10 protein-coding genes are annotated in these 13075 nt (G+C 64.3%); 7 read left to right on the top strand and 3 right to left on the bottom strand.

Going from position 1 to position 13075, the window contains the following annotated elements; all coding sequences use genetic code 11:
• The first annotated feature begins 4 nt into the window (after nt 1-4).
• On the top strand, nt 5-1102 hold the full coding sequence (locus tag NKI63_RS01900; RefSeq protein WP_352820324.1) for a methionine ABC transporter ATP-binding protein: 1098 nt from the start codon (nt 5-7) through the stop codon (nt 1100-1102).
• On the top strand, nt 1083-1739 hold the full coding sequence (locus NKI63_RS01905; RefSeq protein WP_352820326.1) for a methionine ABC transporter permease: 657 nt from the start codon (nt 1083-1085) through the stop codon (nt 1737-1739). The genes NKI63_RS01900 and NKI63_RS01905 overlap by 20 nt, the downstream gene beginning before the upstream one ends.
• 37 nt (nt 1740-1776) lie before the next feature.
• On the opposite strand, the gene NKI63_RS01910 is transcribed toward NKI63_RS01905, so the two are convergent.
• Nucleotides 1777-3519, bottom strand: coding sequence for a hydantoinase B/oxoprolinase family protein (locus NKI63_RS01910; RefSeq protein ID WP_352820328.1), 1743 nt, complete (start codon nt 3517-3519; stop codon nt 1777-1779).
• Between the two features lies 1 nt (nt 3520).
• A complete protein-coding gene (locus tag NKI63_RS01915) occupies nt 3521-5605 on the bottom strand; it encodes a hydantoinase/oxoprolinase family protein (RefSeq protein WP_352820329.1) in 2085 nt (694 codons plus the stop codon).
• Between the two features lie 218 nt (nt 5606-5823).
• Here NKI63_RS01915 and NKI63_RS01920 point away from each other — a divergent pair, with 218 nt between their 5' ends.
• The 5 genes from NKI63_RS01920 (at nt 5824) to NKI63_RS01940 (ending at nt 12034) form a co-directional block, all read left to right on the top strand.
• Nucleotides 5824-6651: a ferredoxin--NADP reductase gene (locus NKI63_RS01920; RefSeq protein WP_352820331.1), complete on the top strand. Its 828-nt coding sequence runs from the start codon at nt 5824-5826 to the stop codon at nt 6649-6651.
• 163 nt (nt 6652-6814) lie between these two features.
• Nucleotides 6815-7864, top strand: coding sequence for a deoxyribose-phosphate aldolase (deoC, locus tag NKI63_RS01925; RefSeq protein WP_352820333.1), 1050 nt, complete (start codon nt 6815-6817; stop codon nt 7862-7864).
• A gap of 13 nt (nt 7865-7877) precedes the next feature.
• Nucleotides 7878-10250, top strand: a complete 2373-nt coding sequence (locus NKI63_RS01930) for an aldehyde dehydrogenase family protein (protein WP_352820334.1) — start codon at nt 7878-7880, stop codon at nt 10248-10250.
• 177 nt (nt 10251-10427) lie between these two features.
• On the top strand, nt 10428-11159 hold the full coding sequence (locus NKI63_RS01935; protein WP_352507066.1) for an SDR family oxidoreductase: 732 nt from the start codon (nt 10428-10430) through the stop codon (nt 11157-11159).
• 29 nt (nt 11160-11188) lie between these two features.
• Nucleotides 11189-12034 (top strand): fumarylacetoacetate hydrolase family protein, encoded by an 846-nt coding sequence (locus NKI63_RS01940; RefSeq protein ID WP_352507067.1) that lies wholly within the window; start codon nt 11189-11191, stop codon nt 12032-12034.
• A gap of 41 nt (nt 12035-12075) precedes the next feature.
• Here NKI63_RS01940 and NKI63_RS01945 read toward each other — a convergent pair whose 3' ends face one another.
• Entirely contained in the window at nt 12076-13074 is a 999-nt protein-coding gene (locus NKI63_RS01945) for an ABC transporter ATP-binding protein (protein WP_352476910.1), read from the bottom strand.
• Nucleotide 13075 lies beyond the last annotated feature (1 nt).

Below are 13075 nucleotides of genomic sequence, written 5' to 3' on the forward strand. Positions count from 1 at the left end.
TTTTATGAACCAGCATTTCGCCTCGGTCACCGAAGTCACGCATCCCGTCGGCGGCCGCTCCGCGGGACCGAACGACGTCGTGCGCCTCATCGAGCTGAAGCGCCGTTTCGGCGCGACAGCGGCGCTGGACGGCGTGTCGCTCAGCGTGCGCCAGGGCGAGATCCTCGGCATCATTGGCCGTAGCGGCGCCGGTAAGTCGACGCTGATACGCTGCCTGAACGGCCTGGAGCGGCCGGATTCAGGACAGGTCTTCATCGAAGGCCGCGACATCAGCCGGCTCGGCGAGCGCGAATTGCAGCCGCTGCGCCGGCGCATCGGCATGATCTTCCAGCATTTCAACCTGCTGTCCGCCAAGACGGTCGAAGACAATGTAGCGCTGCCGCTCAAGATCGAAGGCCGGCCCAGGGCCGAACGCCTGGCGCGCGCCGCCGAGCTGCTCGAGCTTGTCGGCCTGTCGGAGAAGGCGAAAGCCTATCCGGCGTCTCTGTCGGGCGGGCAGAAGCAGCGCGTCGGCATTGCCCGGGCGCTTGCGGCGCGCCCGGTGCTGCTGCTGTCGGACGAAGCGACCTCGGCGTTGGACCCGGAGACGACGCGCTCCATCCTTGCCTTGCTCAGAGACATCAACCGGCAGCTCGGCCTGACCATCCTGCTGATCACGCACGAGATGGAGGTGATCCGTTCGATCGCCGATCGTGTCGCGGTGATCGACGCTGGGCGGATCGTCGAGCAAGGCCCGGTCTGGTCGATTTTTGCGGACCCCAAGTCGGCGATCACGCAGAGCCTGCTCGGCGGCATCCGGCCGCAATTGCCGGCGGAGATCGCAAGCCGGCTAACGCAGAACGCCGGTGTGGAGGCGATCCTCAGGATCGACGTGGCCGGTGAGGCCGCGCGAAGCCCGCTTTTGTCCGATCTTGCCTCGGCAGTTCCCGGCTCGTTCCGCCTCGTGCATGGCGGCATCGATCACGTCCAGCAGCAGCCTGTCGGGACACTGTTCGTTGCGGTCGCCGGCAGCAATGAAGCTCACCTAGCAGAGGTGATCGCGTTCTTGAAAGCCCGCCAAGCGCGGGTGGAGGTGCTTGGCCATGTCGCCGGTTCTGTTTGAGCTTCTCGTCCGTTCGATCTGGGAAACGATCCTGATGACGGCCGCCTCCGGCCTCATCTCGCTGGTTTTCGGGCTCCCGCTTGGCCTGGCGCTGATCGCCACCGACCGCGGCGGCATCGCCGAAAACCTGTGGGTGAACCGCGCGCTTGGCGCTGTCGTCAACGGCTTCCGCTCTGTGCCTTTCATCATCCTGCTGGTTGCGCTGATCCCGGTGACGCGGCTGATCGTCGGCACCTCGATCGGCACCTGGGCAGCGATCGTTCCGCTGTCGATCGCGGCGACGCCCTACTATGCCCGGATCGCCGAAGTGTCGCTGCGTAAGGTCGACCACGGGCTGATCGAAGCGGCGCGCGCCATGGGCGGCAACCGCTGGACGATCATTCGCGAGGTGCTGGTGCCGGAAGCGCTGCCCGGCATCGTCGCCGGCTTCACGGTGACGCTGGTGACACTGATCGGCGCCTCGGCGATGGCCGGCGCCATCGGCGCTGGCGGGCTCGGCGACCTCGCCATCCGCTACGGTTACCAGCGCTTCGAAACGTCAGTCATGATCGCCGTGGTCATCGTCCTGATCGTCCTGGTCTGCGGCATCCAGTGGGCCGGCGACCGGCTGGTCGCGAGGCTGGATCACCGCAACTGATCGTTGGCCGCAAATGAGGGAATCCGAGGCCGCGCCGTCATCCGGCGCGCCTCTTTTCCGTGGCCGCCCGGTCGATCCCCAATCCATCCGCCGAGAGAGCGACCCCGAACTTTTCGGCGGCTTCTGCGGGCGTGTAATAGCCCAGCGCGACATCCCTCGCCACCAGATCGGCGTCCCGCTGCAAGGGATCACCATAGCCGCCGCCGCCCGGCGTGCCGACGCGCACGCGGTCGCCGGCTTTCAACGCGATGTCCTGCTCCTTGGACAGGTGCGGCGGCACATGTTCCTTGCCGTCGTGGAACACGGTCACCGTGTTGACCGCGCCGCCCTTGCCGCCGAGCGCGCCTTGCGGGCCGAAGCGGCCGTGGTCCATGACGAAAGAGGCACGTGCATCGCCGCGCAGGATTTCCACCTCATAGGCAAGCCCAAAACCGCCGCGATGCTTGCCGGCGCCACCGGAGCCTTCGCGCAGCGCATAGTGGCGGTAGAGCACCGGAAAGGCCTGCTCCATGATTTCGACCGGCGGCGACTTGGAGATGCCTATGGTCGAGCAGCCATTGGTCAGTCCGTCGTGATCGGCGTTGCCGCCATAGCCGCCGCCGGAAATCTGGTACATGACGTAGTCGCGGCCGCGCGCCGGGTCGTTGCCGCCGAGTGCGAAATTGCCGCTGGAGCCGGCCGGAGCCGCCGTCACCCTGTCCGGCAGAGCCTGCACCATCGCCGCGAACACCGCCTCGGCGATGCGCTGCGAAACCTCGGCTGCGCAGCCCGATACAGGGCGCGGATATTTGGCGTCGAGGAAGGTGCCTTCCGGCCGCTTGACGATTAGCGGTTCGAAAGCGCCGGCGCTGATCGGCACATCCGGGAAAATATGGCGCATGGCGAGATAGACCGAGGACAAGGTCGTCGCCAGAACGCTGTTCATCGGCCCGGCGCAGGGTTTTGATGAGCCCGAGAAGTCGAAGCTGAGCGTGTCGCCTTTTTTCTCGACTGCCAGCGCGATGATCAGCGGCTCGTTTACCACGCCGTCTGAATCGACGAAGGCCTGCGAACGATAGATTCCGTCGGGAATGGCCGATATGTTGACGCGCATCTGTTCAGCAGCGCGGCGCCGCAATTCGGCGATCGCTTCGACAACCGTTTCATCTCCGTAACGATCCAGGATTCCGTTGAGCCTGTCCTGGCCGATCAGCAGTGCCGCCGCCTGCGCGCGAATATCGCCAATGCGCTGGTCGGCGACACGGATGTTGGAAGAGATGATGGCGTAGATCTCCGGGTCGAGCACGCCCTTCTTGAACAGTTTCACCGGCGGCAACCGCAAGCCTTCCTGCTCGACCGCCGTTGCCGAGGCGGAGAAGCCGCCCGGCACCGAACCGCCAATGTCGGGCCAATGGCCGGTGTTCGACAGCCAGCAGAAGATCTTCCCGTCCCGGTAGACCGGCATGGCGAAGCGCACATCCATCAGATGGGTGCCGCCGAGATAAGGATCGTTGACGATGTAGATATCGCCCGGCTCGGGCGGCAGGCAGCGGCCGTCGGCGATCATCTCGATCACCGTTTTGGTCGAATACTGCATAACGCCGACGAACACCGGCAGGCCCTGGCTGCCTTGCGCGATCAGCGAACCATCGAGCGCCGAATAGATGCCATCCGAACGGTCATTGGCCTCGGCGATAACAGGCGAGAACGCGGCGCGCGAAAACGTCAGGTCCATTTCGTCGCAGACCTGCTGCAGGGCCGCCTGGAGGACCGAAAGCGTAATAGTGTCAAGCTGCGCCATCTCAGGCCTCGCCGATATCGATGATGATGTTGCCGTCGGCATCCGACCGCGCCCGGTCGCCGGGCTCGAGCACTGTGGTGGCGTCCATCTGTTCGAGGATCGCCGGCCCCATGATGACTGCGTCGAGCGGCAGCTTTTCCCTGCTGTAGACCGGCGTATCGTACCAGCGCCCGCCATACCAGACCGGCCGGATTTCGCGCCGCGCCTCTTCGAGCGTTTTGGCGCGCCCAGCCGGGTCGATCAGCCGGGACAGATCGATCGTCGGCCGCACGCCGGTGACCGACGTGTTGAGGTTGACCAGATTGGCGCGGATTTCCGGTAGCTCGACCTTGAAGCGGGCGAAATAGGCACTCTCGAACAGTTGCTGCAGTACCTGACGTGTCACGGCAGACGACGGCAGCGGCACGTTGATGATATGCGTCTGGCCGACGAACTGCATGTCGGCGGAATGCGTGACGCGGATTGCTTCCGGCTTCGCCGCTTCCTTGCCGATCAGCTCCTCGCCTTCGTTTCGGTGCCGTTCCAATATCTCGTGGAGTTGGGTTTCAGCGAGACCGGCCACCGGCTGGTTGACCGTGTTGACGAAATCATGGCGCAGATCGGCGACGACGCAGCCGAGAGCATTGGTGATGCCCGGCCGCGCCGGCACCAGCACTTTCGGCAGGCCTAGTTCGCGCGCCAATGCCGTCGCATGCAGCGGACCGGCGCCGCCGAAGGCGAACAGCGCGAAATCGCGCGGGTCGTGGCCGCGCGACACCGAGACCATGCGGATGGCGCCGGCCATCTTCACGTTGCCGAGCCGCAGCACCGCACCCGCCGCCTCGACGCCGGACAAGCCTGTGGCGCGGCCGATCCTGTCCTCGAATATGCCGGTGACCCGTTCGACGGTGACCGGGTTTTCCACCGCGAGCAGCTTCTTCGGCGCCAGCCTGCCGAGCACCAGATTGGCGTCGGTGATGGTCGGCTCCAAGCCGCCGCGTCCGTAGCAGATTGGCCCGGGATTGGCGCCGGCGCTTTCCGGGCCGATTTGGATCAGGCCGGCCGCATCGACGCGGGCGATCGAGCCGCCGCCGGCGCCGACCGTATGCACCGCCACCATCGGCACGTGGATCGGCATCGCATATTCGATCTCGATCTCGTTCGACACTGCCGGCTCGGCGTTGCGGATCAGCGCCACGTCGGTCGAGGTGCCGCCCATGTCGTAGGTGACCAGGTTTTCGAAGCCGGCGCGCTTGCCGGTATAGGCGGCAGCAATGACGCCGGAAGCGGGGCCGGACATGACGGTCTTGGCCGACTCACGTGTGACAAAGCGGGCCGAGATCATGCCGCCATTGCCGTTCATGATCAGGAAGTCGCGGGCGTAGCCTTTTGACGCCAGCTCCTTGCGCAGCCGCTCGACATAGCGTTCGAGGATCGGTTGCACCGAAGCGTTGACCGAAGCGGTCACGCCGCGCTCGAATTCGCGCGCTTCCGAAAGCAGGGCGTGGCCTGTCGTGATGTAGCCGTTCGGCCAAAGCTCGGCCGCTATCTCGGCGGCGCGTCGCTCATGCGCCGGGTTGGCGTAGGAATGCAGGAAATGGATGACCAGGGATTCGCAGCCGGCTGCGATCAGTTGTGAAACCGCTGTCCGCATCTCGGCCTCGTCGAGCGGGATGCGCACCGCGCCTGAGGCCTCGACCCGCTCCGACACTTCGAGCCGCAGATTGCGCGGAACGATCGGGACGAAGGTGCCCGTCATTCCATAGGCCTGCGGCCGTGTCCGCCGGCCAAGCTCGATGACGTCGCGAAAGCCGCGCGTGGTGATCATGCCGGTCTTGGCCAGCCGGCGCTCCAGGACCGCGTTGGTGGTCGTCGTCGTGCCGTGCACAATGAGGTCGATGCCGTCGACCGGAAATCCGGTGGCGCCAAGTGCCGAAACGACGCCGAACGCCTGGTTGTCGACTGTCGTCGGGGTCTTGGCGATGTGGACCCGGCCACCGTCACGGCCGTCGATCAGAAGGAGGTCGGTAAAAGTTCCGCCGACATCGATGCCGGCGACGACGCTGCCAGTCGAATCCAGCGCTTGCGCCGAAAAATTCTGTCCCATTGTCGAAACCCGAAATGCCCGAACTGCCTACATGCCTTAGTTTGGAAAGCTGTTTTACGGCGGCGTCTTGACGCAAATATCGTTTGTATACTAATAAATTCCGGACACAAGAGCTTACCGCTTCGGAGTGTGCAAACGGCACGCTGGAACCTGACCGGTTCGGGCGCGCAGGTGGAGATTTGGCGCCGGCGCTGAGCCGGCCCAGAAGGTTAGGTTTGATGAACACCACATCCGCGTTCAACACAGCCGGCGCCCGGCCGTTGCAGTTCCCGATACCGGCCAATGTCCATGCCGAAACCGTGGTCTCGGTGAAGCATTATACCGACCGGCTGTTTTCGTTCCGCATCACCCGGCCGCAGTCGCTGCGCTTTCGCTCCGGCGAATTCGTCATGATCGGCCTGCCCAATGCCGAGAAGCCAGTGTTCCGCGCCTATTCGATCGCCAGCCCGTCCTGGGACGACGAACTCGAATTCTTCTCGATCAAGGTGCCGGACGGCCCGCTTACCTCGGAGCTGCAGAAAATCGAGATCGGCGATACCGTCATCATGCGGCAGAAGTCGACGGGCACGCTGGTGGTCGACGCGCTGACGCCGGCCAAGCGCCTGTTCATGATCTCGACCGGCACCGGCATCGCTCCCTTCGCCAGCCTGCTGCGCGATCCCGATACCTATGAGAAGTTCGAGCAGGTTATCCTGACCCATACCTGCCGCGACAATGCCGAGCTCACCTACGGCCAGGAACTGGTGGCCGCACTGGAGAACGATCCGCTGATCGGCGAGCTGACCGGCGGCCGCGTCACGCTGTATAATTCGACGACGCGCGAGACCTCCGAGCGCATGGGCCGCATCACCGCGCTGATCGGCTCGGGCAAATTCTACACCGATCTCGGCATCGACAAGCTCAATCCCGAGACCGACCGCATCATGATCTGCGGCTCGATGCATATGCTCAAGGACGTCAAGGAGCTGGCTGAAAGCCACGGCTTCCAGGAAGGCTCGCTGCATCATCCGGCAAGCTTCGTCGTCGAGCGCGCCTTCGTCGGCTGAGGGCCGGCAGTTCAGAGTCTACTGGTTTGCGACCCTGATTTTGACCATACGGTCAAAAGTCGGCTGCCTCGACCGTCTTTTTCCGCTATGACCGCTTGAAGGACTCGTGAAGCGCTGCTTCACGGTCTATCTTCGGCATAATTCGCTGAACAAGGGGCAGGAGATGAGCAGCACAATCCGCGACACCGATCTCGGCACGTCCAAGATCACGCCGCTGCCGGCGCGCGCCGCCGCCAATGTGCCGATGCCGCAAGCCCATGGCATTGCCCGCAATCCCGGCATGAGGCTCGATCTCGGCTTCATGGAATCGATGCGCAGCGTCAACCGCTCGGCGCTGGAACGCCGCGTCGCCAGCCTGACCAAAAGACGGTCGATCAAGGCCGATAACCAGGCGGCCTGGCTGCTGCGCGCCGTCGCCTGCATGGACCTGACGACGCTGAACTCGAATGACACGGAAGAGCGCGTGCGCCGGCTCTGTGCCAAGGCGGTCAACCCGTTCCGTCGCGACATCGTCGAAGGGCTCGGCATTACTGGTGAAAAGATCCGCCCGGCGGCGGTCTGCGTCTATCATCCCTTCGTCGCCACCGCCGTCGAAGCGCTGCGCGGCAGCGGCGTCCATGTCGCCGCCGTTTCGACCGCCTTCCCGCATGGACTTGCACCGCTTTCGACGCGCCTGCAAGAGATCGAAGCATCGGTCCGCGACGGCGCCGACGAGATCGACGTCGTCATCCCGCGCGGCCTGGTATTCGGGGCGAAATGGCAGGAGCTCTATAACGAGATCGTCTCGATGCGCGCCGCTTGCGGCGAGGCGCATCTGAAGGTGATCCTCGGCACCGGCGACCTCGCCACGCTGCGCAACGTCATGCTCGCCTCGATGGTGGCGATGATGGCGGGTGCAGATTTCATCAAGACCTCGACCGGCAAGGAAAGCGTCAACGCGACGTTGCCGGTCGGCCTTGCCATGGTGCGCGCCATCCGCGCCTATTTCGAGGAAACCGGCTATCTCATCGGCTTCAAGCCGGCCGGTGGCATTTCCACGGCAAAAGCTTCGCTCGATTGGCTGGTGCTAATCAAAGAAGAACTGGGGCGGCCGTGGCTGGAGCCGGAGCTGTTCCGCTTCGGAGCATCGAGCCTTTTGACCGATATCGAGCGCCAGCTCGAGCATCATCTGACCGGCCACTACTCGGCCAATCATCGCCACGCGATGGCGTGATTCGGAGCGCTTCATGAACATTCTCGAACGCTATCACGCCATGGATTACGGGCTGGCGCCGGAAGCCCGCAACGAGGCCGATGCCTGGCTGGCCGCGCGGGATTTCGGCAAGGCGCTGTTCATCGGCGGCGACTGGAAGGCAGCCAGCGAAGGCAAAACCTTCGACACCAGCGATCCGTCCTCGGGAAAGCTGCTGGCCAAGGTGTCGGACGCTGGTGCCGCCGACATCGACGCGGCGGTGTCGGCCGCCACAAAAGCGCTGCCGAAATGGAGCGCCAGCACCGGCTACAGCCGAGCCAAAGTGCTCTATGCCATCGGCCGCGCCATGCAGCGCCACCAACGGCTGTTCGCGGTGCTTGAGACAATCGACAATGGCAAGCCGATCCGCGAGAGCCGCGACATCGACGTGCCGCTGGCGATCCGCCATTTTATCCATCATGCCGGCTGGGCGCAGGCGCTGGACCGGGATTTTCCCGGCCACAAGGGTGTCGGCGTCGTCGGCCAGATTATCCCGTGGAACTTCCCACTCTTGATGCTCGCCTGGAAGATCGCGCCGGCGCTCGCCGCGGGCTGCACCGTGGTGCTCAAACCCGCGGAATTCACGCCACTCACCGCGATCCTGTTTGCCGAGATCTGCGCACGCGCCGGCGTGCCGAAGGGCGTCGTCAACATCGTCCAGGGCGGGCCGGAGGCGGGCGCGGCAATCGTCAACCATCCCGGCGTCCAGAAGATAGCCTTCACCGGTTCGTCCGAGGTCGGCAAGATCATCCGCAAGGCCACTGCCGGCTCGGGCAAGAAACTGTCGCTGGAGCTTGGCGGCAAGTCGGCATTCGTCGTTTTCGAGGATGCCGACCTCGACAGCGCCGTCGAGGGTCTAGTCGATGGTATCTGGTTCAACCAGGGCCAGGTGTGCTGTGCCGGCTCGCGCCTTCTGGTGCAGGAAGGGATCGCCGACGCCTTCATCGCCAAGGTCAAGACGCGGATGAGCCGGCTGCGCGTCGGCAGCCCGCTCGACAAGAACACCGATATCGGCCCGCTGGTCGATTTGACTCAGCTCGATCGCGTCAAGGGCCTGATTGCCGAAGGTGCCAAGCAGGGCGCGATCTGCTGGCAGCCGGACTCGGCACTGCCCGCCGCGGGCTATTACCATCTGCCAACGCTGGCGACCGGTGTTTCGCCGGCTAACGTCTTGGCACAGGAAGAGGTGTTCGGGCCGGTGCTCGCCACTATGACCTTCCGCAACACCGAGGAAGCGATCGAGCTCGCCAACAACACACGCTATGGCCTGGCCGCTTCGGTGTGGAGCGAGAACATCAATCTTGCCCTGCACATCGCGCCGCAATTGAAGGCCGGCGTCGTCTGGATCAACGGCACCAATATGTTCGACGCCTCCTGCGGTTTCGGCGGCTATCGCGAGAGCGGCTTTGGCCGCGAAGGCGGGCGCGAGGGCATGTTCGAATATCTCTCGGCAAAACTGCCGCTTGGCCCGATCATCAAACCGGCAACGTCTTCTGCCCAACCTGTCGAGCAGGCGGAAGGTGGCGCCATCGACCGCACGGCAAAGCTGTTCATCGGCGGCAAGCAGGTCCGGCCGGACGGCAATTATTCCTTGGCCATCGCCAGCGCCAAGGGCAAGCTTGCCGGCGAGGTCGGTCTCGGCAACCGCAAGGATATCCGCGACGCCGTCGCGGCCGCGCGCGCCTGCAAGGCCTGGCCGGAGGCGACCGCCTACAACCGCAGCCAGGTACTCTACTACGTGGCCGAAAATCTTTCCGGCCGCGCCGACGAGTTGGCCGCCCGTTTGACCCAGCTCACCGGCGCGACCGCCAAGGCGGCGCGCGAAGAGGTCGAGCTGTCGATCGAGCGCCTGTTCCTCTACGCCGGCCTGGCCGACAAATTCGAGGCCCGCGTCCACCAGCCGCCGGCCCGCGCCGTCACGCTGGCGCTGCACGAGCCAGTCGGCGTCGTCGGCATCATCGCACCGGACAATGCGCCTCTGCTTGGCCTGATCTCGCTGATGGCACCGGCGCTCGCCATGGGAAACACCGTGGTCGCCGTGCCGTCCGAAAAATACCCGCTGCTTGCCACCGACCTCTACCAGGTCATCGAATATTCCGACGTTCCGGCGGGCGCCATCAACATCGTCACCGGCCGTAGCGCCGAGCTGGCCGGCGTGCTGGCCAAGCACGACGATGTCGACGGGCTCTGGATGTTCGCCGATGCCGAGACCTGTGCCAAGGCGGAGGCCGAGTCCATCGGCAATCTCAAGCGTGTCTGGACCGGCAACGGCCACAGCCTCGACTGGGCATCGAGCGAAGCAGCCGGCGATGCCTTGCTGCGCCGTGCGATCGAGGTCAAGAACGTCTGGGTGCCCTACGGCGACTGAGTGTCCCGGAGGGGACGTCCGGGCTTGACGGGCCAACAGATGTTCTTTACCGAGAAAAAACATTTGGGCGGCAGGCGAATACCGAAACAGGCGGGATGGTACTGTCCGCCTGGCACATTGCGCCCGGCCTTGTGCCGGTAAAAAGCCGAACGATTAAAGACGGGCGAGGAGAAAAGCATGGCAGATCTGACTGGCAAGATCGTTGTCGTCACGGCGGCGGCGCAAGGCATCGGCCGGGCAAGTGCGCTGGCGTTCGCCAAGGCCGGCGCCATCGTCCATGCCACCGACATCAACGAGGTGGTGCTCGCTGATCTCGGCAAGACGCCCGGTATCAAGACCCGCAAGCTCGACGTGCTGAACGACGAGGCGGTGAATGCCGCTTTTGCCGAGATCGGCACCGTCGACGTGCTGTTCAATTGCGCCGGCTTCGTCCATTCCGGCTCAATCCTCGAGATGAAGGACGGCGATCTCGACTTCGCCTATGATCTCAATGTCCGCTCGATGATCCGCACCATCCGCGCCGTGCTGCCCGGCATGCTGGAACGCGGCGACGGCTCGATCATCAACATGGCGTCGCTGGCCAGTTCGACCAAGGGCGTGCCGAACCGCTTCGTTTACGGGCTGACCAAGGCAGCCGTCATCGGTCTGACCAAATCGGTCGCCGCCGACTATGTCGGCAAGGGCATACGCTGCAATGCGATCTGTCCGGGCACGGTCGAAAGCCCGTCGCTGCAGGATCGCATGCATGCGCAGGGCGACTACGAAGCAGCTCGCGCCGCCTTCATCGCCCGCCAGCCGATGGGCCGCCTCGGCACGCCCGAGGAAATCGCCGATCTCGCCGTCTATCTGGCCGGCGCCACCTATACGTCGGGGCAGGCTTATAATATCGACGGTGGCTGGTCGATCTAAGCTCATCTCAAATCAAGGAGAGGAATTCTATGAAACTGCTGCGCTATGGCGAGGCGGGGAACGAACGCCCCGGCCTGCTCGATGCCGATGGAACGATCCGCGACCTCTCCGCCTATGTCACCGACATTGCCGGCAAGACGCTTGACCCGGCATCGCTCGAGACATTGTCGAAGCTCGATCCGAAATCGCTGCCGGCAGTTTCCGGCAAGCCGCGGATCGGCGCCTGCGTCGCCGGCACCGGCAAATTCATCTGCATCGGTCTCAACTATTCCGACCACGCCGCCGAAACCGGCGCTACCGTGCCGCCGGAACCGATCATCTTCATGAAGGCAAGCTCGGCTATTGTCGGGCCGAATGACGACGTGCTGATCCCGCGCGGCTCGGTCAAGACCGACTGGGAGGTCGAGCTCGGCGTGGTCATCGGCAGAAAAGCGAAGTATGTCACCGAGGCCGAGGCGCTGGATTATGTCGCCGGCTATTGCGTCGCGCATGACGTCTCCGAGCGCGCCTTCCAGGCTGAGCGCCAGGGCCAGTGGACCAAGGGCAAGAGCTGCGACACGTTCGGGCCGATCGGTCCGTGGCTGGTGACCAAGGACGAGGTCAATGACCCGCAGAACATTCCGATGTGGCTGACGGTCAACGGCAAGACGATGCAAAACGGCTCGACCAAGACCATGGTCTTCGGCGTCGCTTATCTCGTGTCCTATCTCAGCCAGTTCATGTCGCTGCACCCCGGCGACATCATCTCGACCGGCACGCCGCCCGGCGTCGGCCTCGGCATGAAGCCGCCGGTGTTCCTGAAGCCCGGCGACGTCGTCGAGCTCGGCATCGAAGGGCTGGGCATCCAGAAGCAGACGTTCAGGGCTGACGTGTAGCGCACCCTCCCTTCTCTCCTTGTGGGAGAAGGAAAAGAGGGCTACTTCAGCACCCTCCCATCGGCCCCAAACCGGTACGTCTTCGCCGGATCCGGCGTCGCGTACAGCGTGGCGCCAGGTTCGGCGTTATAGACGCCAAAAATGCGCACGGTGATCAAGCCAGCCTTCTCGCAGTCGAGATAGAGATTGGTGTCGGCGCCAAGATGTTCGGCATGGACAACCGTGCCTTTCCAGGCACCGGATTTCGCATCGACGGTCAGGTGCTCGGGACGGACACCGATGGTCTTGGCCGTCTCGCCAAGCCTGGCCCCGTCGACGAAGTTCATCTTCGGTGAGCCGATGAAGCCGGCGACGAATTCATTTGCCGGCGAATTGTAAAGCTCCATCGGTCCGCCGATCTGCTCGATCTTTCCCGCGTTCAGCACGACGATCTTGTCGGCCAGTGTCATCGCCTCGACCTGGTCGTGGGTGACATAGATCATCGTGGCCTTCAGCCGACGGTGCAGCTGGGCGATCTCCAGCCTGGTGTTGACGCGCAGCGCGGCATCGAGGTTGGACAGCGGCTCGTCGAACAGAAAAAGCTTGGGCTCGCGCACCACGGCGCGGCCGATGGCGACGCGCTGGCGCTGACCACCGGAAAGCTCGGCCGGCCGCCTCTCGAGGTAGGGCTCCAGCGACAGCATCGACGAGGCGATGCCGATGCGGCGGTCGATCTCGGCCGCCGGTGTGCCCGCCTGCTTGAGGCCGAGGCCCATGTTGTTCTTCACCGTCAGATGCGGATAGAGCGCATAGGTCTGGAACACCATGGCGATGCCGCGTTTGGCCGGCGGGGTGGCGGAGACGTCCGCCCCGTCGATCACCACGCGGCCCGAGGTCGAGTCCTCCAGCCCGGCAATGACCCTGAGCAGCGTCGACTTTCCGCAGCCGGATGGACCGACGAAGACGACGAACTCGCCATCCGTCACCTCGAGGTTGATGCCCTTCAGCACCTCTACCGGCCCGAAGGCCTTTTTGACATTCTCGATGTTCAGCGAGCCCACG

It is taken from the genome of Mesorhizobium sp. M0410 (assembly GCF_040321435.1).
Classification (GTDB): Bacteria; Pseudomonadota; Alphaproteobacteria; order Rhizobiales; family Rhizobiaceae; genus Mesorhizobium.